Consider the following 25,869-nt stretch of genomic DNA (forward strand, 5'->3'; position numbering starts at 1 on the left):
CCCCGCAGGCCCCGGTGTCGGGCGGTCCGCGGGACGGGGCGCCGGAGGAGGACGCTCAGCGGTCCATTCTCTCCAGGGCCCGCTGGGCCAGGGGGTGGGTGCGGACGAGTTCTCCGAGGGTGGTCGTCCCCCGGGTGATCCGCGCGAAGGCGTTCCACGCCGGGCGGAAGCCGGTGAGCACCGCGTGCAGCAGTTTCGGGCGGCGGGCGAAGACGGCGTGCATCCGGCTTCCCACGCCCATCTCCACGCCCAGCCCCGACTTCACGGCGAAGGCGTAGTTGAGGGCCTGGCGGCGGGCGTCCACCGCGTCGTGCGCCTCGGCGACCCGCACCGCCCACTCACCCGCCAGCCGCCCGGAGCGCAGGGCGAAGGAGATGCCCTCGCGCGTCCAGGGCTCCAGCAGTCCGGCCGCGTCCCCGCAGACCAGGACCCGGCCCCGGGTCAGCGGGGAGTCCGCCGAGCGGCAGCGGGTGAGGTGGCCCGAGGAGACCGCGGGCTCGAAGCCGGAGAGCCCGAGGCGGGCGATGAAGTCCTCCAGGTAGCGCTTGGTGGCCGCGCCCTCGCCGCGGGCGGAGATCACCCCCACCGTGAGCGTGTCGCCCTTGGGGAAGACCCAGCCGTAACTGCCGGGCAGCGGGCCCCAGTCGATGAGGACGCGGCCCGCCCAGTCCTCGGCCACCGTCGGCGGCACCGGGATCTCGGCCTCCAGCCCCAGGTCCACCTGGTCGAGCTTCACCCCGACGTGGGCTCCTATCCGGCTGGCGCTGCCGTCCGCGCCGACCACGGCGCGGGCCAGGACGGTGCGGCCGTCGGAGAGGACCACGGCCGCGGTGCGCCGGTCGGGGACGGCCGGGCCGTGCTGCTCGACGCGGGTGACGGTGGCGCCCGTCCAGAGCTCCGCGCCGGCCTTCTGCGCGGACTCCACCAGCGCGTGGTCGAACTCGGGCCGGTTGACCAGCCCGAACAGCATGTTCCGGGAGCGCCGGGTGCGGGCGAACCTGCCGTCCAGCGAGAAGGTCACCGCGTACACCCGGTCGCGCAGGGGCAGTTCGAAACCGGGCGGCAGGGCGTCCCTGGAGGGCCCGATGATGCCTCCGCCGCACGTCTTGTAACGGGGGAGTTCCGCCTTCTCCAGGAGCAGGACCCGGCGTCCGGTGACGGCCGCGGCGTACGCCGCGGAGGCCCCGGCCGGCCCCGCTCCCACAACCACCACATCCCACACCGGGTTCTGCCGGTCCGTGTCCTCGGCGCCCTCGACGCTTTCCCTGCTCACGTGTGTTACCGCTCCCGCTCGGCCGCTTCCGGTTACCGCCGCATCCTAGTGTCGCGGCCTCCCGGATCCCCCTGTGGGAGTATCGGCACCACACATCCGCCTGTACGCACGGTGATCCCGCCCACAGGCACACAACGCAGCACCACGAAGGAGCGTTCCCCATGGCGCACGACGCATTGGCAGCCACCGTAGCCTCGCTGATGCCCCGGGCCCGTACCGAACTCGGCGAGCTGGTGGCCTTCAAATCGGTCGCCGACCCGGCGCAGTTCCCGCCCGAGGAGTGCGCGGGGGCGGCCCGGTGGGTGGCGGACGCGCTGCGCGCCGAGGGCTTCACCGACGTGGCCCTGCTGGACACCCCGGACGGCACTCAGTCGGTCTACGGCTTCCTGCCCGGCCCGGCCGGCGCCCCCACCGTGCTGCTGTACGCCCACTACGACGTGCAGCCGCCGCTGGACGAGGCGGCCTGGCTCTCCCCGCCGTTCACGCTGACCGAGCGCGACGGGCGGTGGTACGGGCGCGGTGCCGCCGACTGCAAGGGCGGCTTCATCATGCACCTGCTCGCACTGCGCGCCCTGAAGGCCAACGGCGGGGTGCCGGTGAACGTCAAGGTGATCGCCGAGGGCTCCGAGGAGATGGGCATGGGGGGCCTGGAGCTCTACGCCGAGGCTCACCCGGAGCTGCTGACCGCCGACGCCGTCGTCATCGGGGACTCCGGCAACTTCCGCGCCGGGCTGCCGACCGTCACCGCGACGCTGCGCGGGATGACGATGCTGAAGGTCCGGGTGGACACCCTGGAGGGCAATCTGCACTCCGGCCAGTTCGGCGGCGCGGCCCCGGACGCGCTCGCCGCGCTCATCCGGATGCTGGACTCGCTGCGCGCCGAGGACGGCTCGACGACCGTCGACGGGCTGCCCTCTGACTCCGTCTGGGAGGGCCTGCAGTACCCGGAGGAGGACTTCCGCAGGGACGCCAGGGTGCTCGACGGAGTGGAGCTGATCGGCTCGGGCACCGTCGCCGACCGCATCTGGGCCCGCCCCGCCGTCACCGTCCTGGGCATCGACTGCCCGCCCGTCGTCGGCGCCACCCCGTCGGTGCAGGCGAGCGCCCAGGCGCTGATCAGCCTGCGGGTTCCGCCGGGCACGGACGCCGCCGAGGCGACCAGGCTGCTCACCGCCCATCTGGAGTCCCGCGTCCCCTGGGGCGCGCGGCTGGCCGTGGAGCAGGTGGGCCAGGGCCAGCCGTTCAGCGCGGACACCACCAGCCCGGCGTACACCGCGATGGCCGAGGCGATGCGCGAGGCGTACGACGGCGCCGAGATGGCCACCGCGGGCATGGGCGGCTCGATCCCGCTGTGCAACACCCTGGGCAGGCTCTACCCCAAGGCGGAGATCCTGCTGATCGGCCTGAGCGAGCCGGAGGCGCAGATCCACGCGGTCAACGAGAGCGTCTCCCCGGACGAACTGCGGCGGTTGTCGGTGGTCGAGGCGCTGTTCCTGCGCAGGTACGCCGAGGCCGCGCGCGGCTGACCGGCCGTCGGCGCACGGCGCCGGGGGCCGCGCGGCCCCCGGCGCCCGGTCCTCACGCGCCGACCGGTGTGCCCGCCTCCAGGTTGAGCGTGACGCCCCGTTCGCGCGCCCGCAGCGCCCAGCGCAGCCGCTCCATGCGCACCGGGGGCAGCATCGCGGCGGCCTCCCGCTCGGTGGCGAAGCGCCAGCCGCGCAGCTCCGCGCCGGGCAGCAGCAGGTCGCGGGCGGCCGTGGTGGTCAGCCGGCCGCCGTCGAAGAGCAGCCGCAGACCGCCGTAGCCGGGCGGCCGGGGCGGCTCCCAGTCCACGACGAGCAGCCGGAGCGCGGTGTCCAGCCGCAGCCCCAGTTCCTCGGCCACCTCGCGCAGCCCGGCGCGGGCGGGCGGCTCACCGGGTTCGACCACCCCGCCGGGGAACTCCCAGCCGGGCTTGTAGGTCGGGTCGACCAGCAGCACCCGGTCCGCCTCGTCGAAGAGGAGGACCCCGGCCGCCACGGTCTCCGCGGTCGGTTCCGGGGTCTGCACGATGTCGCAGGCGCCTCTTCCGGCGCGTATCGCCTCCGCCACCTTCTCGGCGGTCTGCCGGGGGGTGAGGAAGGTGGCGTCGACGGTGTGCGCGTCGGCCCGGAGCCAGTCCGGCACCCGGTGGTGGGCCGGGGGGCGCCGGACCGGTTCCGCGCACCGGCCGCCTACCGCTGTGCCGGCCCCGCCGTCCCCGGACGCCTCCCCGCGCCGGGCGGCCCGCTCGCGGAGGATCGTTTCCCCGACCTCCAGGAGCACGTGCCGCACGGGGATGCGGCGGGCCGCGAGCCCGCCGAAGACCTCGTCACGGTACTCCTGCCGCAGCAGCGTCATCGGCACCACCAGGGTGCCGCCCACCTCGCCGTGGACGGCGGCGGCCGTGTCCACCACGAGCCGCCGCCAGGCGGGCAGGTCCTGGCAGTCCGGCACCTCGTCCAGACGCTTGCGCGGCAGGAGCGCGCGCAGTCCCGCGCCGATCAGGCCGGGGTCGAAGAGGTTGCCGTCCGGAAGCAGCTCGACCAGCTCGCGGGCCGCTGCGGTCTTGCCCGCGCCGAAGGCGCCGTTCAGCCAGACGATCACGGTTCCCCCCATTCCGTCGTCCCCGGTTCACTGCCCGCTCCACCCCGCCCCGGAAACGCGCCCCCGCGCCCCGTCCCACCCGCCGTCCCACCCGCCGTCCCGCGGGTTCCGCACGGCACGCTCCCCTCCCGCGCGCCGGGATCCTCACGCCGGCAGGCCCAGCGCCTCCCGGCAGGCCGCCGCGGCCCCGACGAGACCGGCCCCGGTGCCCGTTCCCGCTGGGACGACCTCCAGCCCCCGGACGAAGGAGAGCGTGGCGTACTCCCCCAGCGCCCGGCGCAGCGGCGCGAACAGCACCTCGCCTGCCTGGGCCACTCCCCCTCCGATCACCGCGATCTCGATCTCGGTCAGGGTCGCGGTCGCGGCGATCCCGGCCGCCAGGGCCCGCGCGGCGCGTTCGAAGGAGGCCGCGGCCACCGGATCCCCGGCCCGCGCGGCGGCGGCCACCCCGCGGGCGCTGGCGTCTCCGCCGGGCCCCGGCCGCCAGCCGTCGGCCAGGGCCCGGCGGGCGATGTTGGGCCCGCTGGCCAGGCCTTCCACACAGCCGCGCGCCCCGCACGGGCATGGGTCGCCGTCGAGGTCCACACTGATGTGCCCGATGTGGCCGGCGTTGCCGGTCGGTCCGGGGCGCAGCCTGCCGTCCAGGACCAGCCCGCCGCCCACTCCGGTGGAGACGACCATGCACAGGGCGTTGTCACGGCCCCGCGCCGCGCCCTGCCAGTGCTCGGCGGCGGTGATCGCCACACCGTCGCCCACCAGTGTCACCGGCATCCCCCCGACCAGGGCGCGCACCCCGTCCACCAGCGGGTAGTCCCGCCAGCCGGGGATGTTGACCGGGCTCACCGTGCCCCGCCGGGCGTTCACCGGCCCGGCACTGCCGATGCCCAGGGCCGCCACGCGCGGCCACTGGGCCGCCGCCCTCAGTTCGCCGAGCACCTCGGCCACCACCCGCATCACGCCGTCGCCCGGCTCCCGCGCCGGGGTCGGCCGCTGGGTCCGCAGCAGCAGCCGCCCGCAGTCGTCCACCAGCGCGCCTGCGATCTTGGTTCCGCCGATGTCGAGGGCAGCGAGAAGATCCTGGTCCATGGGCGGAGAGTCTCACCTATTTCTGACAACGTTGTCCACTCCATTGACCGGCTCTATGCTCTGAGGCCATCGACGCACGAGGACGTGCCGTGTGCGACCGTGTGTCACCGCCCGCCGACGACAGGACGAAACCGCAGTGGCCGACACCGCCCGCCCCGCCCGCACCTCCCAGCGCCGCTACGGGCTGCGGCCGACGATGAAGGACGTGGCCGCCCGCGCCGGGGTCGGGCTCAAGACCGTCTCCCGGGTCGTCAACGGCGAACCCGGCGTCACCCCCGACACCGAGCGCAGGGTGCAGGAGGCCATCACCGCCCTCGGCTTCCGCCGCAACGACAGCGCCCGCATCCTGCGCAAGGGCCGTACCGCGAGCATCGGGCTGGTCCTGGAGGACCTCGCCGACCCCTTCTACGCCCCCCTCAGCCGCGCCGTCGAGGAGGTCGCCCGGGCGCACGGCGCGCTGCTGATCAACGGCTCCAGCGCCGAGGACGGCGAACGCGAGAGGGAGCTGGTGCTCGCCCTGTGCGCCCGGCGCGTGGACGGACTGGTGATCATCCCGGCCGGTGACGACCACCGCTATCTGGAGCCGGAGATCTCCGCCGGGATCGCCACCGTCTTCGTGGACCGCCCCGCCGCCCGCATCGAGGCCGACGCGGTGCTCTCCGACAGCTTCACGGGCGCGCGCGAGGGCGTCGCCCACCTCATCGCCCACGGCCACCGCCGGATCGGCTTCATCGGCGACCTGCCGCGCATCCACACCGCCGCCGAGCGGCTGCGCGGCTACCGTGCCGCGATGGAGGAGGCCGGGCTGCCGGTGGACGGCTCGTGGGTCGCGCTCGGCCCCACCGACCCCGCGCGCGTACGGGCCGACGCCGAGCGCATGCTGGCGGGGCGGGGATCGGCCGCGGGGCCGGTCACCGCGCTGCTGACGGGCAACAACCGGGTGACCGTCACCGCGGTACGCGTGCTGGCGGGCCTGGAGCGGCGCGTGGCGCTGGTGGGCTTCGACGACTTCGAGCTGGCCGACCTGCTGACCCCGCCGGTCACCGTCATCGCGCAGGAACCCGCCCTGCTGGGCCGCAGGGCCGGCGAGCTGCTCTTCCGCCGGCTGGAGGGCGCCGGCGAGGCGCCGCGGCGCCTGGTGCTGCCCACCCGGCTGATCCCGCGCGGCTCGGGGGAGATCCCCCCGTACTCCTGAGCCCGCCCGGAGGGAGCGGGTCTCCGGGCCGTGGCCGTGCGGACGCGGACGCGGCCGGGGCCGCGCGGATCCACACCGACCGCGCGGCCCCGGCCGCTGTCCGCCTTCCGCGGAGGGTGTCAGCCCTTGCGGGCCTTGACCTCCTCGGTGAGCTTCGGGAGGACCTCGAAGAGGTCGCCGACCACGCCGTAGTCGACCAGGTCGAAGATCGGGGCCTCCTCGTCCTTGTTGACGGCCACGATGGTCTTCGAGGTCTGCATGCCGGCCCGGTGCTGGATGGCGCCGGAGATGCCCGCCGCGATGTAGAGCTGCGGCGAGACGGACTTGCCGGTCTGGCCGACCTGGTGGGTGTGCGGGTACCAGCCCGCGTCCACCGCGGCGCGCGAGGCGCCGACGGCCGCGCCGAGGGCGTCGGCGAGGTTCTCGACGACCGAGAAGTTCTCGGCGCCGTTGACACCGCGGCCGCCGGAGACCACGATCGCGGCCTCGGTCAGCTCCGGGCGGCCGGTCGACTCGCGCGGGGTGCGGGAGACGACCTTGGTGCCGGTGGACTTCTCGCCGAAGGACACCGAGAGCTGCTCGACCTGGCCGGCGGCCGGGGCGGCCTCGGGGGCGGCGGAGTTGGGCTTGACGGTGATGACCGGGGTGCCCTTGGTGACGCGGGACCTGGTGGTGAAGGCCGCGGCGAAGACCGACTGGGTCGCCACCGGGCCGGAGTCGCCGGCCTCCAGGTCGACGGCGTCGGTGATGATGCCCGCGCCGATGCGCAGCGCCAGGCGGGCCGCGATCTCCTTGCCCTCCGCGGAGGAGGGGACCAGGACGGCGGCCGGGGAGACGGCCTCGTAGGCGGCCTGGAGCGCGTCCACCTTCGGCACGACGAGGTAGTCGGCGAACTCGGGGGCGTCGGCGGCGAGGACCTTCACCGCGCCGTACTCGGCCAGCGTGGCGGCGGCGCCGTCGGCGCCGGCGCCCAGGTGCACGGCGACCGGGTCGCCGATGCGGCGGGCCAGGGTCAGCAGTTCGAGGGTGGGCTTGCGGACGGCGCCGTCCACGTGGTCGACGTAGACAAGGACTTCAGCCATGGGAGTTGCTCTCCTGCGAGGATTGCGAGGGCGGTGGAGGAGTGAGGGGTGCGTCGGGCCTTCGGGCTCAGATGAACTTCTGGCCCGCGAGGAACTCGGCGAGCTGCTTGGCGCCCTCGCCCTCGTCCTTGACGATCGTGCCCGCGGTGCGGGCCGGACGCTCGGCGGCGTCGTCGACCTTGGTCCAGGAGCCCTCGAGACCGACCTCGTCGGCGTCGATGTCAAGGTCGTCCAGGTCCAGGGACTGAACCGGCTTCTTCTTGGCGGCCATGATGCCCTTGAAGGAGGGGTAGCGCGCCTCGCCGGACTGGTCGGTCACGGAGACGACGGCCGGGAGCGCGGCCTCGAGCTGCTCGGTCGCGGCGTCGCCGTCGCGGCGGCCGGTGACCCTGCCGTCCTCCACGGAGACCTCGGAGAGCAGGGTGACCTGCGGTACGCCCAGGCGCTCGGACAGCAGTGCGGGCAGCACGCCCATGGTGCCGTCGGTGGAGGCCATGCCGCAGACGACCAGGTCGTAGCCGGTCTTCTCGACCGCCTTGGCCAGCACCAGGGACGTGCCGATCACGTCGGTGCCGTGCAGGTCGTCGTCCTCCACGTGCACGGCCTTGTCGGCGCCCATGGACAGCGCCTTGCGCAGCGCGTCCTTGGCGTCCTCGGGGCCGACGGTCAGCACGGTGACCTCGGCGTCGTCGGCATTCTCGGCGATCTGCAGGGCCTGCTCGACGGCGTACTCGTCGAGCTCCGACAGCAGGCCGTCCACGTCCTCGCGGTCGACGGTCAGGTCATCGGCGAAGTGCCGGTCGCCGGTGGCGTCGGGCACGTACTTCACACAGACAACGATCCTCAAGCTCACGCCGGCTCTCCTACATGCGTCGTCATTACTGGCTGCCTTGTCTCACAGGCAGCATAGGCGCCTGATCGGGCGGAATCCGGTCCGGTGGGGCCGGCTCTCCATCCAGGATATTACTCGTCAGTACACCCAGGCCCCTACCCGGAGGCAAGCCCGGTGAACTGTGACCTTTCCAACGGCTCAGGAGGGCACTGTGCCCTCGCGCAGCGCGTTGTAACGCCCTGCGTGGTACAGCAGCGGGCGGCCCGTGCCGGAGGAGTCCCCGGCCACCACCTCCGCCAGGACCACCCGGTGGTCGCCGGTCGGCACCCGGGCCACCACCCCGCACACCGTCCAGGCGAGCACGTCCTCCAGCACCGGCACACCGTGCGGCCCCCGGCGCCACCGGGTGGGCGGTGCGAAGCGGTCCGCCCCGGGGCGGGCGAAGGTGGCCGCCAGCTCGCGCTGGTGCTCGCCCAGGATGTGCACCCCAACGTGCTCCGCCTCGGCGACCACCGGCCACACCGAGGAGGTCGTGGCGATGTTGAAGGAGACCAGCGGCGGCTCGGCGGCGACGGAGGCCAGGGAGGTCGCGGTGAACCCGGCGGGGCGGCCGTGCCCGTGGGCGGTGATCACGGCGACCCCGGCGGCGTGCCGCCGGAAGACGGCGCGCAGCAGGGCGGGGCCGGCCTCGGCCGCCTCCGGTGCCCGCTGGGTGCCGTTCGGTGCGCTCATATGAGATCCCCTGCCCACAGCAGGCCAGGCTGTCCACCGCGAACGGTCCGCGTCAAGTTCGCCCCCGTGGATGGGACCAGGGTCACGCGGCCGGCGCCCCTTCCGGCCGCCGCGGATCTCCCCTGCCTCACACCGCCTCCCCGATCGCGGCGATGACGTCGGCCTTGCGCGGCAGACCGCTGGCCCGCCGCACGATCCGGCCCCGCGCGTCCAGCACCAGGACGGTGGGTGTGCGCATTATCCGCAGCCGCCGCACCAGGTCCAGCCGGGACTCGGCGTCCACCTCCACGTGGGCGACGCCCTCCACCAGCTCCGAGACCTCGGCCAGGATCCGCCGGGTGGCCCGGCAGGGCTGGCAGAAGGCGCTGGAGAACTGCACCAGCGTGGCCCGCTCCCCCAGCCGCCCGGCGCCCACCTCCTCGGCGGTCAGCATCTCCTTGGCGTCCCGTCCGCTCACCGTCATCCTTCCGTTCCGCCCGCTGTGCACCATCCCGAAGGCACCGGCCAGCGCCAGCACCGCCAGGCACACGATCAGTCCCGTCATCCCTGCCATCCCCCATAACTCTGTACCCGGCGTATCGGCGTACCGCCGTCCCGTCGCACCTCGCCGCTTCCCGCATCGTCTCCCACAGCGCCCGGGCCCGTGCCGCCGATTCCCGCATCCGGCCGCCACCGCCGCCCCGGGTGCGGAATGCTGTCGCCATGAGGGTCGACATACGGGGAACGAGGTTCGCCGCCGCCGTGACCACCGCGGTCCTGGCCGCCGTGCTGGTCAGCGGGAGCTTCCCGCTGCTGGCCGTGCAGGCGCTGGTGTTCGCCGCCGGGGCGGCGCTCGGCGTGGCGCGCTCGCCCTACGGACTGCTCTTCCGCCGTCTGGTCCGGCCGCGGCTGGGGCCCCCGGCCGGGACGGAGGACGCGGCGCCGCCCCGCTTCGCCCAGGGCGTGGGCCTGGTCTTCGCCCTGGTGGGCCTGGTGGGGTACGGCGCGGGGCCCCTGTGGCTGGGCATGGCCGCGACCGCCTGCGCGCTCGCGGCGGCCTTCCTCAACGCCGCGTTCGGCTACTGCCTGGGCTGCGAGGTGTACCTGGCGCTGCGCCGGGTCGCGGGATGAGGCGCCGGACGGCGCCCTAACGTGACGAGGATCTCCTGCCCCCGGAATTGGCCAGGGAAGTTACGGCAGCGTAGGTTCGGGTAGATCCGCCGGGAGAACCCTCCCCAGGCAGCTTCCCAGAAGGGTCCTCCACAGATGGCAGAACTGGTGTACCCACCCGTGATCGGCGCGGCCCGCACCCTGTTCAGGGCGCTCGACCTGCGTTTCGACATCGACGGCACCGAGCACGTCCCCCGGCGCGGCGGCGCCGTGCTGGTCAGCAACCACATCGGCTACCTCGACTTCGTCTTCGCCGGACTGGCCGCCCGGCCCGCCAAGCGGCTGGTGCGCTTCATGGCCAAGGAGTCGGTCTTCCGGCACAAGGTCTCCGGACCGCTGATGCGGGCGATGAAGCACATACCGGTGGACCGTTCGCAGGGCGAGCACGCCTACCGCCACGCGCTGAAGGCGCTGCGCTCGGGTGAGATCATCGGCGTCTTCCCCGAGGCGACGATCTCGCAGTCGTTCACCCTGAAGACCTTCAAGACGGGTGCGGCCCGGATGGCGCAGGAGGCGGGTGTGCCGCTGCTGCCCGTCGCGCTGTGGGGCACGCAGCGGCTGTGGACCAAGGGCCACAAGCGGGACTTCGGCCGCAACCACTTCCCGATCACCATCCGGGTGGGCGAGCCGATACGGCCCGCCGAGGGCGAGTCGGCGGCCGGGCTCACCGGGCGGCTGCGCGACCGCGTGCAGGAGCTGCTGGAGGCGGCGCAGCGGGCGTACCCGGTACGGCCCAAGGGGCCGGAGGACACCTGGTGGATCCCCGCGCACCTGGGCGGCACCGCCCCGACCCCGGCCGAGGCGGGCTCCCTGTAGGCGGGCCGGACGGGGGCGTCAGAGCCTCTCGGGGAGCAGCCGCTCCAGCTGTGCGCGGTCACCGGCCCGCTTCAGGGCGGTCAGGACGGGCTCGGGCGGGGCCGCGTGGAGCTCGGGGATGTCGTACTCCCCCGCGTCCGGGTCCGGTGTGAAGGCGAGCCGCTCCCCGTCGAGCGAGAAGCGCGCGTCCACGCCCGGCTTGTTGCCGCGCGGGTCCTGGCGCGCCCAGGGGCGGCCGGGCAGCCTGAGGGCGACCAGGCCGTGGACGACGTTCAGTTTCTGGTAGCACAGGGCGGCCGGGATGCCCTCGTGGCGCAGCAGCGCCGCCAGCGCGTGCGCCTTGGCGTGGCAGATGCCGTTGCGGGTGGCGAGGACGTCGGAGGCGCGCCAGGCCACCCGCCGGTCGCCGCTGTCGAAGGAGTGCGGGATGGTGTCGCGGACGAAGTCGAAGGCGGCCTCGGCGTAGCGCACGAGGCCGCCTTCGCCGTCCGTGCGCCCGCCGGTCCGCTCCCGCAGCCGCGAGGCCGTCTCCGCGACCAGGGGATGCCGGTGGTCGACGGCCTCGCAGGCCGCGAGGTAGGCGGACGGGTCCGGGTCCTGCTGGATCAGCTCCATGTCCCGGAAGCCTAGGAGGGGAGGGGGCGGCCCGCCTCCCCTTTTCCGGTCCGGCCTCCTCCGGTACGGCGGGCCTCCCCCGCGCTCAGCGGGCCATCTCCTCCCGCAGCGCGGCGACGAAGTCGTCGACGTCCTCCTCGGTGGTGTCGAAGGAGCACATCCAGCGCACGTCGCCGGCGGCCTCGTCCCAGAAGTAGAAGCGGTGGCGCTTGCGCAGCCGCTCGCTCACGTCGTGCGGGAGCCGGGCGAAGACGGCGTTGGCCTGGACGGGGTGGAGGATCTCCACGCCGTCGACGGTGCGCGCGCCCTCGGCCAGCCGCCCGGCCATGGCGTTGGCGTGGGAGGCGCTGCGCAGCCACAGGTCGCCGGCGAGCAGCGCCTCGAACTGCACGGAGACGAACCGCATCTTGGACGCCAGCTGCATCGACAGCTTCCGCAGGTGCTTCATCGCCCGCACCGCGCCGGGGTTCAGCACGACGACGGCCTCGCCGAAGAGCATGCCGTTCTTGGTGCCGCCGAAGGAGAGCACGTCCACGCCCGCGTCCGTGGTGAACGCCCGCAGCGGTACGTCCAGCGCGGCCGCCGCGTTGGCGATGCGGGCTCCGTCGAGGTGGACGGTCATGCCGCGCTCGTGGGCCGTCTCGCAGATCGCCCGGATCTCCTCGGGCGTGTAGACGGTGCCCAGTTCGGTGTTCTGGGTGATCGAGACCACCTGCGGCATCGCCCGGTGCTCGTCGTCGAAGCCGTACGCCTCGCGCTCGACCAGCTCGGGGGTGAGCTTGCCGTGCTCGGTGGGCACGGTCAGCAGCTTCAGCCCGCCGACCCGCTCGGGCGCGCCGCACTCGTCCACGTTGATGTGGGCGCTCTCGGCGCAGACGACCGCGCCCCAGCGGTCGGTGAGGGCCTGGAGGGCCACGACGTTGGCGCCGGTGCCGTTGAACACCGGGAAGACCTCGGCCGACGGCCCGAGGTGGGCGCGGAAGACCTCCTGGAGGTGGGCGGTGTACTCGTCCTCGCCGTAGGCGGTCTGGTGACCGCCGTTGGCGAGGGCGAGCGCCGCCAGGACCTCCGGGTGCGCGCCCGCGTAGTTGTCGCTGGCGAAGCCGCGCGCCCGCGGGTCGTGGCGGCGCCGGGCGTCCGTCGCGGGGGGCGCCGGGGGTGCCTCGGTCGGGTGGGCCTCTACGGTTGCGGGGTCAGCCACAGGCGGTGTCCGTTCACTTCCTCGGCGGGCTTGTCCCAGACGCCGGCGATGGCCTCGGCCAGCTCCCCGACGTCGGTGAAGCCCGCGAACTTGGCGTTCGGGCGCTCGGCGCGCATCGCGTCGTTGACCAGCGCCTTGACCACCAGGATGGCAGCCGCGGCAGGCGGCCCCGCATCCGCCCCCTTGCCCGCCTTGCGGAAGGCGTCGGCCAGTGCCAGGGTCCAGGCCTCGGCCGCGGCCTTGGCGGCCGCGTAGGCGGCGTTGCCCGCGGTGGGCCGGGTGGCGCCGGCTGCGCTGATCAGGACGTAGCGGCCGTTTCCGCTGCGGCGCAGGGCTCCCTCGAAGGCCAGCGAGGTGTGCTGCACGGTGCGTACCAGCAGCTTCTCCAGCAGGTCCCAGTGGGACAGGTCGGTCTCGGCGAAGGCCGCCGATCCGCGCCATCCGCCGACCAGGTGCACCAGCCCGTCGACGCGGCCGTACTCCTTCTCGGTGCGGGTGGCCCACTCGCGGGTGGCCTCCAGGTCGAGCAGGTCGACGGTGTCACCGGTGACGGCGGCGCCGCCGTGCGCGAAGCGGGCCCTGTCGACGGCCTGGGCCAGCCGCTCGGGGTCCGCGTCGGAGGCGACGACGGTGGCGCCCCGTTCGGCCAGGCTCAGCAGCGCGGCCTGGCCGGCGGGGCCGGCCGCGCCGGCGACGGCGACGACGGCGCCGTCCAGGGGGCCGCCGTTGCCGTTGGATGTGCTGGTCATGGTGATCGCCTCTCTGTGACGTCCGGTGGTCACGCCGCGACCGGTACGGCGGACTCGGCGGTGATGCCCTTGGTCGATGCGATCACGTCGCGCAGCTTCTTGGCGAGCGCTTCGTAGAACATGCTCAGCGGGAACTCGTCGGGGAGCACCTCGTCCACCAGCTTGCGCGGCGGCAGGCTCAGGTCCAGGGCGTCGGGGCCCTTGGCCCAGGTCGAGCCGGGGTGCGGGGCGAGGTAGGTGGAGACGAGCTCGTAGGCCTTGAACCAGTGGACCAGCTTCGGGCGGTCGATGCCCTCGCGGTAGAGGGTCTCGATCTCCTCGCGCAGGTGCACGGTCACCTCGCGGGCCCGCTGCCAGTCGATGCTGAGCTTGTTGTCCGTCCAGCGCAGGGCGTCGTGCTTGTGGAGGTAGGCGAACAGCAGCTGACCGCCCAGCCCGTCGTAGTTGCGGCTGCGCTCGCCGGTGACGGGGAAGCGGAACAGGCGCTCCAGCAGCACGGCGTACTGCACGTCGCGGCCCTGCCCGAAGCCGTCGGCCTCCAGCTTCACGGCCTCGTGGAAGGCGGTGAGGTCGCAGCGCAGCTCCTCCAGGCCGTACATCCAGAACGGCTGGCGCTGCTTGATCATGAACGGGTCGAAGGGCAGGTCGCCGTGGCTGTGGGTGCGGTCGTGGACCATGTCCCACAGCACGAAGGTCTGCTGGGCGCGCTTCTGGTCGGTGAGCAGTCCCCGGGCGTCCTCGGGCAGCTCCAGCTTGGTGACCTCGCAGGCGGCGTCGACGACGCGGCGGAAGCGGGCGGCCTCGCGGTCGCAGAAGATCCCTCCCCAGGAGAACCGCTCGGGCGCCTCGCGCACGGCGACGGTCTCGGGGAAGAGGACCGCGGAGTGGGTGTCGTAGCCGCTGGTGAAGTCCTCGAAGGTGATGCCGAGGAAGAGCGGGTTGTCGTAGCGGGTGCGCTCGAGCTCGGCCAGCCAGTCGGGCCAGACCACGCGCAGGACGACGGCCTCCAGGTTGCGGTCGGGGTTGCCGTTCTGCGTGTACATGGGGAAGACGACCAGGTGCTGGATGCCGTCGGCACGCCGGGAGGCGGGCTGGAAGGCCAGCAGGGAGTCCAGGAAGTCGGGGACGCCGAAGCCGCTCTCGGCCCAGCGGCGCAGGTCGGCCACCAGGGCGCGGTGGTACGCCTCGTTGTGCGGGAGCAGCGGCGCGAGCTCCTCGACGCAGGACACGATCCGCTCGACGTGCCGCTCGACCTCGGCCCGCGCGGGGGCGCCCTCGGCGCCGAAGTCGATGGAGCCGTCCTTGGACTGGGCGGGGCGGACGGCCTCGACGGCCTCCTTGAGCACCGCCCAGGCGGGGTGCTCCACCACACGGCCGGCGAACGGGCCGCCGGCGGTCGGAGCGCCACCCGTCGTCACCGCGGGCGAAAGGATTTCCGTCATCACTACCCCTCCACAGAAGAAACTCTCGTACCAGCACCGTAGCTGCGCAGACTTCCCCGATCAACCTGGGGGTGAGGAAATCCTTCTGTCAGCCACCCGCGATGCGGATGTTTTTCCCGTGAACAGCTTCTGAAACGGAAGGGATGGCCATATGTGCGGCGAAGGCGCGGGTCCGGCACGCCCCGCGGCCCGGCCGCCGGGAGCGCGGGCGCCCCGCGGCCCCGGCGGTGATCGTCCGCGGCTACCCTTGCCGCGCGTACGCACCGCCGCCCCGAACACCGCAGGAAAGCGAGAACGCGCCGTGCCACTGCTGACCGTCGGCCACCGCGGGGTGATGGGCGTCGAGCCCGAGAACACCCTGCGCTCCTTCGTCCGGGCCGACCGCGAGGGCTTCGACGTCATCGAACTGGACCTCCACCTGAGCCGGGACGGCGCGCTGGTGGTGATGCACGACGCCGACGTGGACCGCACCACCGACGGCTCCGGTCCGGTCGCGGGAAAGACGCTCGCCGAACTGCGCGAGCTGGACGCCGGCCTCGGCGAGCGCGTCCCGGTCTTCGAGGAGGTCGTGGAGGCGGTCTCCGCACCGCTCCAGGCCGAGATCAAGGACCGCGCCGCGGCCCGGGTGCTGGCGGAGGCCGTCGAGCGGCTCGGCCTTCACCGGCGGGTCACGGTGATCTCCTTCCACGACGACGCCCTGCGCGAGACCCGCAAGCTGCTGCCGGACATCCCCGTCGCGCTGGTCACCGGCAGGTCGACGCCCACCGCCCCCGAGCGCGCCGTGGAGCTGGGGGCTCCCATGGTCTCCTGCGAGCTGCGCCGACTGGACGCGGAGGTCGTCGGGCGCTGCCGCGCCGCGGGTCTGAAGGTGATCTCCTGGACGGTCAACACCGACCGGGACCTGGCCCGCGTCCGTGAGCTGGGCCTGGACGGCGTGGTCACGGACCTGCCCGCCGTCAGGAGGGCGGCAGGCGAAGCGGCTTGACCAGCAGCTCGAACTCCAGGTCGTCGCGGAGCGGGACGCCGAACCGCTCGTCGCCGTACGGGAAGGGGCTGGTGCGCCCGGTGCGGGCGTAGCCGCGGCGCTCGTACCAGGCGATCAGGTCCGCCCGGGCGCTGATCACCGTCATGTGCATCTCGCCGGCGCCCCAGCGCTCCCGCGCCACCCGCTCGGCCTCCGCCAGGACCGCCCTGCCCAGCCCGCCGCCCTGGAGGACCGGCCGGACGGCGAACATCCCGAAGTACGCGACGGGCCGCCCCGCCCCGCCCTCGCGGCGCTCCAGCTGGCAGCAGGCGATCGGCTCCCCGTCCCGCTCGGCGACCAGCATCACGCTGCCGGGGGCGCGGATGACGCCGGCGACGCCCTCGGGGTCGGTGCGCTGCCCGTCCAGCAGGTCAGCCTCGGTGGTCCAGCCCGCCCGGCTGGCCTCGCCCCGGTACGCCGACTCCACCAGTGCGACCAGTGCGGGGACGTCGTCCTCGCCCGCGGTCCTGAAGCTCAGGGCGGAGGCGGCCCCGGAAGCGGCCTCGGGGGCGGTGGAACCGGTGGGACCGGGGGTGTTCAAGGCGTTCGGGACGTTCATGGGGCCGAGCCTAACCGTCCGCCCGCGCGACCCGGCCGCTCGGCCCGCGTACCGGACGGCGCCCCGGCGGCCTAGGCTCGGCGCCATGGTTCACGTACTGAGCAGCCGGGTCCTGCTGCGCCCCACCGACCCGGAGCGTTCGCGGGCCTTCTACGGCGGCGCCCTGGGGCTGGCCGTGTACCGGGAGTTCGGCACCGGGCCGGAGCGCGGGACCGTCTACTTCCTGGGCGGCGGTTTCCTGGAGGTCTCCGGCCGGTCCGAGACCCCGCCCGCGCCCGGCCTCCGGCTGTGGCTCCAGGTGGCCGACGCGGCCGGGGCCCACCGGGAGCTCACCGCACGCGGTGTGGAGGTGCTGCGGGAGCCCAGACGCGAGCCGTGGGGGCTGGTGGAGATGTGGATCAGTGACCCGGACGGGGTGCGGATCGTCCTCGTGGAGGTCCCCGGGGACCATCCGCTGCGCCACCGGCCCGGCATCTGACACTCCGGCGCCTCCCGCGCGGGCCTCGGGCCGGTGCCCCGGCATCCGGGGCGCGCGCTCCGGCCGCGCTCCCCACTGCACCCGCGCGCTGCCGTACACGCGTCCGGCACCGGGCATCCTCCCCGCGGAACCGGCCGGGGAAGCCGGTCGGGAGAGCGGTCGGGGAAGGCAGCCGGGAGGCGGTGTGCACGGACCGGAGCCGGTCGGCTGGATGCTGGCGGCCCTGTGCGGCGGGGTGGGCGCGTACTGCCTGCGCCGGATGCGCGGCGGCACGCCCGGGCAGCGGCGGGAGGCCGCCGGCGAGGCGGTGATGGCCCTGGGCATGGCCGTGATGGCGCTGCCCGCCTCGGCGGTGGAGCCGCCGCCGGGGGCGGTCTTCGCCGTCCTCTTCGGCGCCGCCGCGGTGTACGGGCTGGCGCTGGTCCTGTTCGACGGGGAGCACCGGCTCCACCATCTGCACCACACCGTCGGCGCCCTGGCCATGCTCCACATGGCACTCGCCATGGCCGCCGGCGCCCCCGCCCACGGGCCGCATGCGGCACATGCGGCACCGCCCGCGCCCGCCCCCGCGGCGGCGCTGACCGGGGCGCTGCTGGTCTACTTCGCGCTGTACGCACTGCTCGCGGGGGCCCGGCTGGTGCCCGCGCCGGGTCCCCTCCGCCTCACGGCCGCCCCCGCGGACGGCGGCCGGGGCGGCGGGCCGCCGCGGGCACCGGAGGTGGCCGCGGCCTGCCGACTGGCCATGGGCATGGGGATGTTCGCGATGCTGCTCACCCTCTGAAGGCCCCGAGCGGACCGGAGGAAGACCACCCCGGTGAGGCGTGCGTCACTTCCCGTTTCCCGCCGGCCGCGGGGCGGCCGGCGGCTCATAGGCTGTTCCCCATGATGGTCGCGCTCGCACTGATCGTCCTGGGCGCACTGATCGCGGCGACGGCGCCGCGCGTGCTGGCCCGCGGCTCCTGGCCGGACCGGGAGCCGGTCCTGGCGCTGCTGGTGTGGCAGTGCGTGGTGGCCGCCGTGCTGCTGTGCTGCGTGCTCGCCATGGCCCTGTCCGGCGCGGCGGCCTGGCAGGCCGTGCGCGGCCACGTCTTCGCCCCGGCCCCGAGCCGGGTCGTCGAGGCGTACGGGCTCAGCGCGTTCGGCGAGTCCTGGCCCGCGGTGGTGGCGGTGGTACTCGCCTGCGGCGGTGTGTGGACCGCCGCGATGCTCACCCGGGAGATCCGCCACGCGCGCGCCCGGCGGCGCGCCCGGCGCACCGAACTCCTCACACGCGCCCCGCTGCTGCCCGGTGAGGAAGCGACCCCCGGGGAGCGGCTGGTGGTCCTGGAGAGCGAGCGCCCGGACGCCTGGTGGCTGCCGGGCGGCACGCCCCGGCTCGTGGTCACCACCGCGGCGCTGCGCCGGCTCCGGGGGCGCAGGCTCGACGCCGTCCTCGCCCATGAGCGGGGCCATCTGCGGGCCCGTCACGACTGGCTGCTGCACTGCTCGTCCGCGCTCGCCACCGGCTTCCCGCGGGTGCCGGTCTTCCGCGCGTTCCGGGACCAGGTGCACCGGTTGGTGGAGCTGGCGGCCGACGATGTGGCCTCTCGGCACTGCGGGCGGCTGGAGGTCGCCCTGGCGCTGGTCGAACTCAACGAGGAGCGGGGGGTCTTCGACCCGTACGCCTCGCACCCCGGCGCCCAGGTGCCGCAGCGTGTCGACCGGCTGCTGAGGGCGGCCCCCCGGCTGACGGTGGTCCGGCGGCTGCGGACGACCGCGCTGGCGGCCCTGGTGCCGCTGGTGCCGCTGCTGGTGGCCTTCGCCCCCGGGCTGAGGGCGCTGGGCTGACGGCGCTGGGCTGACGGCGCTGGGCTGACGGCGCTGGGCTGACGGCGCTGGGCTGAGGGCGCTGGGCTGAGGGCGCGCGCCTCCGCGCGCGCTCCCTCGACCGGCCAACCCGCCGACCGGACGGTTGGACCGCCCTCCAGTGGCGACGCTTTCCACCATGGCCCCATCCTTTCGGCACCTCTCCCCGCGCTCCTTCCCGCACCTCGCCGCCCCGCTGTGCGCCGCCGTGGCCGCCGTGCTCACCGTGCTCGTCCTGGCGGGATGGGACCCGCTGCTGGAACTCGACGCGCAGGTCACGGCCGAACTGCACCGCACGGCGGTCGCCGAGCCCGGCTGGACACGGCTCAACCGGGTGCTGACGGACTGGGTCTGGGACCCGTGGACGATGCGGGCCGTACTGCTGGTGACGGTCTTGTGGCTGGTGCTGCGCGGCGCGCGCCGGCCGGCGTTCTGGCTCCTGGCCGCCGCGATCGCCGGCACCGTCCTCCAGCAGGCGCTGAAGGCGCTGTTCGACCGCGACCGCCCCCGCTGGAGTGACCCGGTGGACTCCGCGGGCTACGCGGCGCTGCCCTCCGGCCATGCCATGACGGCGGCGCTCACCTGCGGTCTGCTGCTGTGGCTGGCGCATCTGCACGGAGCGGGCCGCCCCGCGCGCCTGGCCGTCCTGTGGGTGGGCGCGGTGAGCGTGGCCGGGGTGGGCTTCACCCGGGTCTACCTGGGCGTGCACTGGCCCACCGACGTGGTCGTCGGCTGGCTGCTGGGCTTCGCCGTGGCCGCCGCCACGGCGGCGCTGTGGAGCGGACGCGGCGCCCGGAGCCCTGGCCCGGAGCGGGACGGACAGTGAGGGCGGGCCCCATGGTGGTCCGAGGCGCGCTCCCCGGCTTCTCCGGCGCACTGCCGCGCCTCGGACCGGCGGCGGAGTGGGAGAGGGGCGGCGCGGCGCGGCGCCCGGTCGCGCACGAGAGAGGGCCGATCTCGGGCGATCCCCCGCGTCGCCCGAGATCGGCGTCCGACCGGACACCGCCGTGACTCGCCGGCCGGCGTCCGGAGACCGCTGAGTATATTGGCTCTGAGCCAGTCAACGCAGGAGTTAACAGGATGTCCCCTCGCAGCGCATCGGTCAATGAGGAGTTGCGCCGGCGATCCCGTGAGCGGCTGCTGCAGGCGACGGTGGAACTCGTCGACGAGCGCGGATACGAGGCGACGACCCTGGGGGACATCGCGGACCGGGCCGGGTCCGCACGGGGTCTGGTGTCGTACTACTTCCCGGGCAAACGGCAGTTGCTGCAGTCGGCCGTCCACCGGCTGATGCACCTCACCCTGGCCGAGGCCCTGGAGCGCGAGCCGCGGCCCGCGGGCCCGGACGCCGGGCGGGAGGCACTGGCCCGGGCGATCGACGCGGTCCTGGGCCTCGCCCGCGACCGGCCGACGCTGATGCGCACCCACATGGCCGGAATCCTTCAGCACGAGGGCTTCGTCCAGTGCGACGAGCAGCAGCGGCTGGCCGGACTGCTGCGCGACACCGTCGTCCGCTACGGCTCACGCGATCCGGACACCGACTACCCGCTGCTGCGCGCACTGCTCATGGGCGCGGTGGTGGCCGTACTGCTGCCCGGGGCGCCGATGCCGCCGGCGAGACTGCGCGCCGAGTTGTTCGCACGGTACGGGCTGGACTGGGAGCTGGGATTCCCTCCCGACGTCCACGGCAGGGAGCCGTCCGGGCTGGGCCCGCTGCTGCCGCTGCCGGACCCGCTCTGACCGCTCTGACGGGCCCGGGCTGACAGGCCGCGCCGACGGCCGGACCCCGGCGGCACGGCCGCCGGGGTCCGGTGTTCAGTGGGTCGAGGTCGTTTCGACCGGCTCGGGCCGGCTCAGCGGTAGTCGGGCTGGGTCTGGGGGTTGAGCTCGTCCAGCCGGACGCGCTCGGCTCCGGCGGTGCGCCGGTCCCGGATCTGCAGGACGTCGAAGCCCATCTGGATGTCGTTCGAGTAGACGTGGCCGTTGTAGTAGTACGCCGACCACGAGCCGCCGATGGAGTCGGGGTCGGAGTACGGACCGCGCTCGAAGTACCCGATCTCCCGGGGCTTGGTGGAGTCGGTGAAGTCCCAGAAGGAGACACCGCCCTGGTACCAGGCCTGCACCATGACGTCCCGGCCCTTGACCGGGATCAGCGAGCCGTTGTGGGCCACGCAGTTCTCGGTGTCGGCCTGGTGGCGGGGGATCTTGAAGTAGCTCTTGAACACCAGCTTGCGCTGGTCGCCCTTGCCGGTGATGTGGTAGATGCCGTTGGCACCGCGCTTGTCGCCGACCTCCGCGTTGCAGGTGGCGCCGACACCGCCGCCGAGCTCGTCGGTGAAGACGACCTTCCGGCCGTTCTCGTTGAAGGTCGCCGAGTGCCAGAACGCGAAGTTCTCGTTGTCCTGGACGCGGTCGATGACGCGGGGCGCGGCCGGGTCCGAGATGTCCATCAGGATGCCGTCGCCCATGCAGGCGCCCGCCGCGAGCTTCAGCTCGGGGAACGCGGTGATGTCGTGGCAGCCGGTGGTGGGCACCATGGCGACCGGGTTCTCCGGCGGGCCGGGGTTGCCGCCGTCCGGGAAGAGGACGGGGAAGTCGATCACCGACGCTTCCTCGGGAGCCTCGCGCGGCACCTTCACGATGGAGATCCCGTCGTGCGGCGGCTGGCAGTCGGGGAAGGTCTCGTCGGGGAAGTAGGACGAGACGTAGACGTAGACGTTCCCGCGGTCGGGCACCAGCGTGTGGGTGTGCGAGCCGCAGGCGGTCTCGACGGCCGCGACGTACCGCGGGTTCCGCTTGTCGCTGATGTCGAAGACCTTGATGCCCTCCCAGGAGCTCTTCTCCGTGGGCGACTGGGCGGTGCTGTTGCAGGAGTCGTCGCTGCGCGAGGCGTCGGTGGACAGGAAGAGCAGGTCCCCGGAGACGGAGATGTCGTTCTGACCGCCCGGGCACAGGACCTGGCTGACGACCTTGGGGGACTTCGGGCGGCTGATGTCGTAGACGGTGAAGCCGTCGTAGTTGCCGGCGAAGGCGTAGCGGCCCTGGAAGGCCAGGTCCGTGTTGAGGCTCTTGAGCGCCCCCTTGGGCAGGTTGGTCAGATGGGAGACGTTCCTGCTGTGGACGACCTCGTCCACACCGGGTATCCCGCCGCTTTCGATGGCGGCCTCGGCTTCCGTGCGGTCCTGCTTCGACACCTTCCCTGACGTGGCCGGCGAGTCGCCGGGGTCGGGAATTGCCGCCGCCGGTCCGGCGGCCAGGAGCGTGGACAGCAGGCCGATCACGGCCGCTGCCGCGCCGAGGTGTCTGCGCCGCGCACGGGGTCTGGGCAACGACGTCACTGCGTTCCTCCCTGTCGATCCGCTTGGCGCCGCCCCGAGTTGGGCGGCTCACGGACTCGGGCAGTATGACTCCTTACACCCCTCCTCCGACAGGGGAATACGAACACGGTGCCGAGTCCCTCCGTGTCAGGATTCGGTCGTGCCGGAGCGTCCCGTGTCAGGATCGGGGGAACCGGCGCACCCCGTGCCACAGGAGGAGAATTGACAGAGCGTCACATATTCCGGTTCTCCGCCCGCGCGCTTCCGTCCGCGCTGGCGGCACTGGCCGCACTGACGGCGCTGACCGTGCTGACCGGCTGCGAGGACGGCTCCGACGAGGCGGCTCCCGGCGGCGGCCCCTCCGTGATCGCGCCCGGCAGGCCGGGCGAGGCCGCCGAGACGCTCTCCCCCGAAGAGGCGCGGAAGGCGGGCGAGGAGCGCACGGAGAAGCCGAACGCGGCGGACTTCTCGTACGTCACGGGGATGATCGAGCACCATCGGCAGGCGCTGGTGATGACCGACCTGGCCGAGGAGCACGCCGGATCGGGCAAGGTGCGCCGGCTCGCCGACCGGATCTCCGCGGCCCAGGCGCCGGAGATCGCGGCGATGCGGTCCTGGCTCAAGCGCAACGGCCGCGACGAGGGCGGGCACGGAGGAAGCCACGGGGAGCACGGCGGCCACGGGGAGCACGGGGACCACGGCGGCGAGCCGATGCCCGGCATGGCGACCGAGGAGCAGCTCGACGAGTTGCGGCAGGCCCGCGGCGAGGACTTCGACCGGCTCTTCCTGAAGCTGATGATCGCCCACCACCAGGGCGCCGTGACGATGGCCAAGGACGTGGCGGCCGACGGCCGCGACATCCAGGTCCAGGAGATGGCCGGGGACGTGGCCGCCCAGCAGACGGCCGAGATCAACCGGATGCGCTCGATGTCCTGACGGACTGCGACGGGCTGTGACGGCCGGGGGTCACCACGGGGTGCGCGGACGCAGGTTCCGCGCGCCCCGTTCCGTTGCCCCGCGCGCCCCCGGGACCCGCCCCGCCCCCGGAACGCGGCGGGGCGGTACTCAGCCGCCCCGCCGCTCCTCCTGCCGGTCCGCCGAGGCGAGCACGCTGTCCAGCAGCCCGGGGAAGAGCCGCTCCAGCTCGTCGCGGCGCAGGGCGTTCATCTTCGCGGTGCCCCGGTAGTTCTGGCTGATCAGGCCGCTCTCGCGCAGCACCCGGAAGTGGTGGGTGGTCGTCGACTTGCTGACCGGCAGGTCGAAGAGCGAGCACGTCATCTCCTCCCCGCTCGCCGCCAGGGCGCGGACGATCCGCAGGCGCACGGGGTCGGCGAGTGCGTGCAGGACCTCTTCCAGCCGGATCTCCCGCGCGGCCGGATGCTCCAGCTCTCGGGCGGCGTTCGGGGTCTGGGCTCGGGGTGTCACGGCTCCATAATACGATAGGCGTCGTAGTTTGACATCCGCCGTACTACGACGCCTATCGTATAAGCCCGGCGGGCCGGGCGCCCGCGCCGGGACACCGGCCTGCTCCGGACCGGCCTCGAGCCGTTCCGAACCGACCCCGAATCCACGAGGAGCCTTTCGTGAGCGCTCTGTTCGAGCCGTACACCCTGCGTTCGCTGACCGTGCCCAACCGCGTCTGGATGTCGCCGATGTGCCAGTACTGCGCCGAGCCCACCGGGCCGGACGCGGGCACCGCGGGCGACTGGCACCTGGCCCACTACGGAGCCCGGGCGGCCGGCGGCACCGGGCTGGTCATGGTGGAGGCCACGGCCGTCTCCCCCGAGGGCCGGATCACCCCCGGCGACCTGGGGCTGTGGAACGACCGGCAGGTCCGGGCGCTGCGGCGGATCACGGACTTCGTGAAGGAGCGGGGCGCCGTGGCCGGTGTCCAGCTCGCCCACGCGGGCCGCAAGGCGTCCACCGACGCCCCCTGGCGCGGCGGCGCCCCGCTGGACGCGGACCGCGGCGGCTGGCGGCCGTTCGCCCCCAGCGCGCTGCCCTTCGCCGAGGGCCACCCCGTACCGCGGGAGATGACCCCGGAGCAGATCGACGACCTGGTCGGCCGGTTCGCCGACGCGGCACGGCGGGCGCTGGCGGCCGGATTCGAGGTCGCCGAGATCCACGGCGCGCACGGCTATCTGATCCACGAGTTCCTCTCCCCGCTCTCCAACCGGCGCACGGACGCCTACGGCGGGAGCTTCGAGAACCGCACGCGCCTGGCCCTGCGGATCGTGGACGCGGTGCGGGAGGTGTGGCCCGCGGACCTGCCCCTGTTCTTCCGGGTCTCGGCGACCGACTGGACGGAGGGCGGCTGGAGCCCCGAGGAGACCGTGCGCCTGGCCGCACTGCTGCGCGGGCGCGGCGTGGACCTGCTCGACGTCTCCAGCGGAGGCGCCGTGCCGGGGGCGCGCATCCCCGTCGGCCCCGGCTACCAGATCCCGCTGGCCGCCCGCGTCAGGGCCGAGGCGGGGCTGCCGGTGGCGGCGGTGGGCCTGATCACCGAACCGGAGCAGGCCGAGAAGACGATCGCGAACGGCGAGGCGGACGCGGTGTTCCTGGGCCGGGAACTGCTGCGCGACCCGCACTGGGCGCTGCGCGCCGCACGGGTGCTCGGCGCCGGGTCAGTGCGCCTGCCCGACCAGTACGCCTGGGCCCTGTGACGCCCCGGCACGGCGGCGGCCCGTTCGGCGGCGGCCGAACGGCCGCCGCCGAACGGGCTGTTGGCCGTGACCGGCTGAGCGGCGGCGGGCCGAACCAGTAGAGTGACCGCCCGTGGCAGCACGACCGTTGAACGAGATCGTCGAACCGGGCTGGGCCAAGGCGCTGGAGCCGGTGGCCGGACGCATCGCCGCGATGGGCGACTTCCTGCGCGCCGAGATCGCCGCGGGGCGCACCTATCTGCCCGCCGGGCCGAACGTGCTGCGCGCCTTCCAGCAGCCCTTCGACGACGTGCGGGTCCTCGTCGTGGGCCAGGACCCCTACCCCACACCGGGTCACGCCGTCGGGCTGAGCTTCTCCGTGGCCCCCGACGTGCGCCCGCTGCCCGGCAGCCTGGAGAACATCTTCCGCGAAATGCACAGCGACCTCGGCACGCCCCGGCCCTCCAGCGGCGACCTCACCCCCTGGACGAAGCAGGGCGTCCTGCTCCTCAACAGGGCGCTGACCACCGCGCCGCGCCGGCCCGCGGCGCACCGCGGCAAGGGCTGGGAGGAGGTCACCGAGCAGGCGATCAGGGCCCTGGCGGCGCGCGGCAAGCCGCTGGTGGCCATCCTGTGGGGCCGGGACGCGCGGAACCTGCGGCCGCTGCTGGAGGCGTACCCGGCGGTGGAGTCGGCCCACCCCTCCCCCATGTCGGCGGACCGCGGCTTCTTCGGTTCGCGCCCGTTCAGCCGGGCCAACGAGCTGCTGGTGCGGCAGGGCGGGGAGCCGGTCGACTGGCGCCTGCCGTGACGGGCCGCCCGGCCCCCTGGGTCCTGGGGGTCGACTCGGGCGGATCCGGACTGCGCCTCGCCCTGGCCCGGGCCGGCGCCGCCGACCGCACGGCGGCCCCGGACCCGGTGGGCACCGCCTCGTCCAGCCGTCCGGTGCGCACCGGCCCGGCGGGCATCGACGCGGCCCATCTGCTGGAGCTGGTGCTGCCCCGGGCCCGTTCCCTGCTGGCCGCCGCCGAGCCGGACGCCGCCGGGGCCGGCTCCTCCCGGCCCCGGATCGACACCGTGTGCGTGGGGGCGGCGGGCATGGCGACGCTCGGCGGCGAACTGCGCGCCGTGCTGCCGGGGGCGCTCGCCCGGGAGCTGGGCGCGGCGCCCGGCGCCGGGAGGGCGTGCCGTGGCGGGAGATGGCGGG

At 74.2% G+C, this 25,869-nt stretch carries 27 protein-coding genes and 1 pseudogene; 14 read left to right on the plus strand and 14 right to left on the minus strand.

The window, feature by feature from the left end; translation table 11 throughout:
• Window positions 1-55: 55 nt before the first annotated feature.
• Window positions 56-1,222 (minus strand): geranylgeranyl reductase family protein, encoded by a 1,167-nt coding sequence (locus tag ACLIYP_RS12560; protein WP_412713248.1) that lies wholly within the window; start codon window positions 1,220-1,222, stop codon window positions 56-58.
• 212 nt (window positions 1,223-1,434) lie between these two features.
• Here ACLIYP_RS12560 and ACLIYP_RS12565 point away from each other — a divergent pair, with 212 nt between their 5' ends.
• Window positions 1,435-2,799 carry a dipeptidase gene (locus ACLIYP_RS12565; RefSeq protein ID WP_412713224.1) on the plus strand — a complete coding sequence of 455 codons (1,365 nt, stop codon included), beginning with the start codon at window positions 1,435-1,437 and terminating at the stop codon, window positions 2,797-2,799.
• Window positions 2,800-2,851: 52 nt separating this feature from the next.
• Here ACLIYP_RS12565 and ACLIYP_RS12570 read toward each other — a convergent pair whose 3' ends face one another.
• Together ACLIYP_RS12570 and ACLIYP_RS12575 are read right to left on the minus strand one after the other, a co-directional pair.
• Complete coding sequence (locus ACLIYP_RS12570; protein WP_412713249.1) at window positions 2,852-3,898, minus strand: NUDIX hydrolase; 1,047 nt, start codon at window positions 3,896-3,898, stop codon at window positions 2,852-2,854.
• Between the two features lie 144 nt (window positions 3,899-4,042).
• Window positions 4,043-4,984, minus strand: a complete 942-nt coding sequence (locus ACLIYP_RS12575) for an ROK family protein (protein ID WP_412713225.1) — start codon at window positions 4,982-4,984, stop codon at window positions 4,043-4,045.
• A 196-nt stretch (window positions 4,985-5,180) separates the two neighbouring features.
• Between ACLIYP_RS12575 and ACLIYP_RS12580 the strand changes: the two genes are divergently transcribed.
• Window positions 5,181-6,179: a LacI family DNA-binding transcriptional regulator gene (locus tag ACLIYP_RS12580; protein WP_412713250.1), complete on the plus strand. Its 999-nt coding sequence runs from the start codon at window positions 5,181-5,183 to the stop codon at window positions 6,177-6,179.
• Between the two features lie 119 nt (window positions 6,180-6,298).
• Here ACLIYP_RS12580 and ACLIYP_RS12585 read toward each other — a convergent pair whose 3' ends face one another.
• The 4 genes from ACLIYP_RS12585 to ACLIYP_RS12600 form a co-directional block, all read right to left on the minus strand.
• A complete protein-coding gene (locus ACLIYP_RS12585) occupies window positions 6,299-7,261 on the minus strand; it encodes an electron transfer flavoprotein subunit alpha/FixB family protein (RefSeq protein ID WP_412713226.1) in 963 nt (320 codons plus the stop codon).
• A 67-nt stretch (window positions 7,262-7,328) separates the two neighbouring features.
• Complete coding sequence (locus ACLIYP_RS12590) at window positions 7,329-8,114, minus strand: electron transfer flavoprotein subunit beta/FixA family protein (protein WP_412713227.1); 786 nt, start codon at window positions 8,112-8,114, stop codon at window positions 7,329-7,331.
• A 177-nt stretch (window positions 8,115-8,291) separates the two neighbouring features.
• The gene (locus ACLIYP_RS12595) at window positions 8,292-8,825 is read right to left on the minus strand and encodes a flavin reductase family protein (protein WP_412713228.1); all 534 of its coding nucleotides are present in this window, start codon (window positions 8,823-8,825) and stop codon (window positions 8,292-8,294) included.
• A 127-nt stretch (window positions 8,826-8,952) separates the two neighbouring features.
• On the minus strand, window positions 8,953-9,369 hold the full coding sequence (locus ACLIYP_RS12600; RefSeq protein ID WP_412713229.1) for a TlpA family protein disulfide reductase: 417 nt from the start codon (window positions 9,367-9,369) through the stop codon (window positions 8,953-8,955).
• A 158-nt stretch (window positions 9,370-9,527) separates the two neighbouring features.
• Between ACLIYP_RS12600 and ACLIYP_RS12605 the strand changes: the two genes are divergently transcribed.
• Both ACLIYP_RS12605 and ACLIYP_RS12610 read left to right on the plus strand, forming a co-directional pair.
• Window positions 9,528-9,935, plus strand: a complete 408-nt coding sequence (locus ACLIYP_RS12605) for a DUF4395 domain-containing protein (protein WP_412713230.1) — start codon at window positions 9,528-9,530, stop codon at window positions 9,933-9,935.
• A gap of 135 nt (window positions 9,936-10,070) precedes the next feature.
• Window positions 10,071-10,790 carry a lysophospholipid acyltransferase family protein gene (locus ACLIYP_RS12610; protein WP_412713231.1) on the plus strand — a complete coding sequence of 240 codons (720 nt, stop codon included), beginning with the start codon at window positions 10,071-10,073 and terminating at the stop codon, window positions 10,788-10,790.
• Between the two features lie 18 nt (window positions 10,791-10,808).
• Here ACLIYP_RS12610 and ACLIYP_RS12615 read toward each other — a convergent pair whose 3' ends face one another.
• From ACLIYP_RS12615 to ACLIYP_RS12630, 4 genes are all read right to left on the minus strand, one after another.
• Window positions 10,809-11,405 carry a transglutaminase domain-containing protein gene (locus tag ACLIYP_RS12615; RefSeq protein WP_412713232.1) on the minus strand — a complete coding sequence of 199 codons (597 nt, stop codon included), beginning with the start codon at window positions 11,403-11,405 and terminating at the stop codon, window positions 10,809-10,811.
• Between the two features lie 85 nt (window positions 11,406-11,490).
• Window positions 11,491-12,606, minus strand: coding sequence for a threonine aldolase family protein (locus tag ACLIYP_RS12620; RefSeq protein ID WP_412713233.1), 1,116 nt, complete (start codon window positions 12,604-12,606; stop codon window positions 11,491-11,493).
• The gene (locus ACLIYP_RS12625) at window positions 12,585-13,355 is read right to left on the minus strand and encodes an SDR family NAD(P)-dependent oxidoreductase (RefSeq protein WP_412713234.1); all 771 of its coding nucleotides are present in this window, start codon (window positions 13,353-13,355) and stop codon (window positions 12,585-12,587) included. The genes ACLIYP_RS12620 and ACLIYP_RS12625 overlap by 22 nt, the downstream gene beginning before the upstream one ends.
• Before the next feature lie 29 nt (window positions 13,356-13,384).
• A complete protein-coding gene (locus tag ACLIYP_RS12630) occupies window positions 13,385-14,797 on the minus strand; it encodes a DUF6421 family protein (protein WP_412713235.1) in 1,413 nt (470 codons plus the stop codon).
• Window positions 14,798-15,098: 301 nt separating this feature from the next.
• Here ACLIYP_RS12630 and ACLIYP_RS12635 point away from each other — a divergent pair, with 301 nt between their 5' ends.
• The gene (locus ACLIYP_RS12635; RefSeq protein WP_412713236.1) at window positions 15,099-15,782 is read left to right on the plus strand and encodes a glycerophosphodiester phosphodiesterase; all 684 of its coding nucleotides are present in this window, start codon (window positions 15,099-15,101) and stop codon (window positions 15,780-15,782) included.
• On the opposite strand, the gene ACLIYP_RS12640 is transcribed toward ACLIYP_RS12635, so the two are convergent.
• On the minus strand, window positions 15,754-16,380 hold the full coding sequence (locus ACLIYP_RS12640; protein WP_412713237.1) for a GNAT family N-acetyltransferase: 627 nt from the start codon (window positions 16,378-16,380) through the stop codon (window positions 15,754-15,756). The two genes, ACLIYP_RS12635 and ACLIYP_RS12640, sit on opposite strands and share 29 nt — an antisense overlap.
• Window positions 16,381-16,465: 85 nt before the next feature.
• Here ACLIYP_RS12640 and ACLIYP_RS12645 point away from each other — a divergent pair, with 85 nt between their 5' ends.
• The 5 genes from ACLIYP_RS12645 (at window position 16,466) to ACLIYP_RS12665 (ending at window position 20,443) form a co-directional block, all read left to right on the plus strand.
• On the plus strand, window positions 16,466-16,858 hold the full coding sequence (locus ACLIYP_RS12645; protein ID WP_412713238.1) for a VOC family protein: 393 nt from the start codon (window positions 16,466-16,468) through the stop codon (window positions 16,856-16,858).
• Between the two features lie 184 nt (window positions 16,859-17,042).
• On the plus strand, window positions 17,043-17,639 hold the full coding sequence (locus ACLIYP_RS12650) for a DUF5134 domain-containing protein (RefSeq protein ID WP_412713239.1): 597 nt from the start codon (window positions 17,043-17,045) through the stop codon (window positions 17,637-17,639).
• Window positions 17,640-17,740: 101 nt separating this feature from the next.
• Window positions 17,741-18,685, plus strand: coding sequence for a M56 family metallopeptidase (locus tag ACLIYP_RS12655; RefSeq protein WP_412713240.1), 945 nt, complete (start codon window positions 17,741-17,743; stop codon window positions 18,683-18,685).
• A gap of 157 nt (window positions 18,686-18,842) precedes the next feature.
• Window positions 18,843-19,529 carry a phosphatase PAP2 family protein gene (locus ACLIYP_RS12660; protein WP_412713241.1) on the plus strand — a complete coding sequence of 229 codons (687 nt, stop codon included), beginning with the start codon at window positions 18,843-18,845 and terminating at the stop codon, window positions 19,527-19,529.
• A gap of 254 nt (window positions 19,530-19,783) precedes the next feature.
• On the plus strand, window positions 19,784-20,443 hold the full coding sequence (locus ACLIYP_RS12665) for a TetR/AcrR family transcriptional regulator (RefSeq protein WP_412713242.1): 660 nt from the start codon (window positions 19,784-19,786) through the stop codon (window positions 20,441-20,443).
• 113 nt (window positions 20,444-20,556) lie between these two features.
• Here ACLIYP_RS12665 and ACLIYP_RS12670 read toward each other — a convergent pair whose 3' ends face one another.
• Window positions 20,557-22,041 carry an LVIVD repeat-containing protein gene (locus ACLIYP_RS12670; RefSeq protein ID WP_412713243.1) on the minus strand — a complete coding sequence of 495 codons (1,485 nt, stop codon included), beginning with the start codon at window positions 22,039-22,041 and terminating at the stop codon, window positions 20,557-20,559.
• Between the two features lie 201 nt (window positions 22,042-22,242).
• Between ACLIYP_RS12670 and ACLIYP_RS12675 the strand changes: the two genes are divergently transcribed.
• Window positions 22,243-22,956 (plus strand): DUF305 domain-containing protein, encoded by a 714-nt coding sequence (locus ACLIYP_RS12675; protein WP_412713244.1) that lies wholly within the window; start codon window positions 22,243-22,245, stop codon window positions 22,954-22,956.
• Between the two features lie 129 nt (window positions 22,957-23,085).
• Here the strand turns inward: ACLIYP_RS12675 and ACLIYP_RS12680 are convergent, their stop codons facing one another.
• Window positions 23,086-23,445, minus strand: a complete 360-nt coding sequence (locus ACLIYP_RS12680; RefSeq protein WP_412713245.1) for an ArsR/SmtB family transcription factor — start codon at window positions 23,443-23,445, stop codon at window positions 23,086-23,088.
• Window positions 23,446-23,603: 158 nt separating this feature from the next.
• Between ACLIYP_RS12680 and ACLIYP_RS12685 the strand changes: the two genes are divergently transcribed.
• From ACLIYP_RS12685 to ACLIYP_RS12695, 3 genes and pseudogenes are all read left to right on the plus strand, one after another.
• The gene (locus ACLIYP_RS12685) at window positions 23,604-24,683 is read left to right on the plus strand and encodes an NADH:flavin oxidoreductase/NADH oxidase (RefSeq protein ID WP_412713246.1); all 1,080 of its coding nucleotides are present in this window, start codon (window positions 23,604-23,606) and stop codon (window positions 24,681-24,683) included.
• 112 nt (window positions 24,684-24,795) lie between these two features.
• On the plus strand, window positions 24,796-25,473 hold the full coding sequence (locus ACLIYP_RS12690; RefSeq protein WP_412713247.1) for a uracil-DNA glycosylase: 678 nt from the start codon (window positions 24,796-24,798) through the stop codon (window positions 25,471-25,473).
• Window positions 25,470-25,869: pseudogene (locus tag ACLIYP_RS12695) on the plus strand (hypothetical protein); the annotation flags it as partial. The gene ACLIYP_RS12690 and the pseudogene ACLIYP_RS12695, both read left to right, overlap by 4 nt.

The sequence above is a fragment of the Streptomyces nanhaiensis genome (assembly GCF_046614825.1).
GTDB classification, from domain to species: domain Bacteria; phylum Actinomycetota; class Actinomycetes; order Streptomycetales; family Streptomycetaceae; genus Streptomyces; species Streptomyces radiopugnans.

Excerpts from the sequence above, each read along its gene's own strand:
- ACLIYP_RS12630 (WP_412713235.1), bottom strand. The coding sequence starts at position 14,797 with ATGACGGAAATCCTTTCGCCCGCGGTGACGACGGGTGGCGCTCCGACC.
- ACLIYP_RS12645 (WP_412713238.1), top strand. The coding sequence starts at position 16,466 with ATGGTTCACGTACTGAGCAGCCGGGTCCTGCTGCGCCCCACCGACCCG.
- ACLIYP_RS12640 (WP_412713237.1), bottom strand. The coding sequence starts at position 16,380 with ATGAACGTCCCGAACGCCTTGAACACCCCCGGTCCCACCGGTTCCACC.
- ACLIYP_RS12565 (WP_412713224.1), top strand. The coding sequence starts at position 1,435 with ATGGCGCACGACGCATTGGCAGCCACCGTAGCCTCGCTGATGCCCCGG.
- ACLIYP_RS12610 (WP_412713231.1), top strand. The coding sequence starts at position 10,071 with ATGGCAGAACTGGTGTACCCACCCGTGATCGGCGCGGCCCGCACCCTG.
- ACLIYP_RS12585 (WP_412713226.1), bottom strand. The coding sequence starts at position 7,261 with ATGGCTGAAGTCCTTGTCTACGTCGACCACGTGGACGGCGCCGTCCGC.
- ACLIYP_RS12660 (WP_412713241.1), top strand. The coding sequence starts at position 18,843 with ATGGCCCCATCCTTTCGGCACCTCTCCCCGCGCTCCTTCCCGCACCTC.
- ACLIYP_RS12595 (WP_412713228.1), bottom strand. The coding sequence starts at position 8,825 with ATGAGCGCACCGAACGGCACCCAGCGGGCACCGGAGGCGGCCGAGGCC.
- ACLIYP_RS12580 (WP_412713250.1), top strand. The coding sequence starts at position 5,181 with ATGAAGGACGTGGCCGCCCGCGCCGGGGTCGGGCTCAAGACCGTCTCC.
- ACLIYP_RS12615 (WP_412713232.1), bottom strand. The coding sequence starts at position 11,405 with ATGGAGCTGATCCAGCAGGACCCGGACCCGTCCGCCTACCTCGCGGCC.
- ACLIYP_RS12605 (WP_412713230.1), top strand. The coding sequence starts at position 9,528 with ATGAGGGTCGACATACGGGGAACGAGGTTCGCCGCCGCCGTGACCACC.
- ACLIYP_RS12655 (WP_412713240.1), top strand. The coding sequence starts at position 17,741 with ATGATGGTCGCGCTCGCACTGATCGTCCTGGGCGCACTGATCGCGGCG.
- ACLIYP_RS12600 (WP_412713229.1), bottom strand. The coding sequence starts at position 9,369 with ATGACGGGACTGATCGTGTGCCTGGCGGTGCTGGCGCTGGCCGGTGCC.
- ACLIYP_RS12575 (WP_412713225.1), bottom strand. The coding sequence starts at position 4,984 with ATGGACCAGGATCTTCTCGCTGCCCTCGACATCGGCGGAACCAAGATC.
- ACLIYP_RS12665 (WP_412713242.1), top strand. The coding sequence starts at position 19,784 with ATGTCCCCTCGCAGCGCATCGGTCAATGAGGAGTTGCGCCGGCGATCC.
- ACLIYP_RS12625 (WP_412713234.1), bottom strand. The coding sequence starts at position 13,355 with ATGACCAGCACATCCAACGGCAACGGCGGCCCCCTGGACGGCGCCGTC.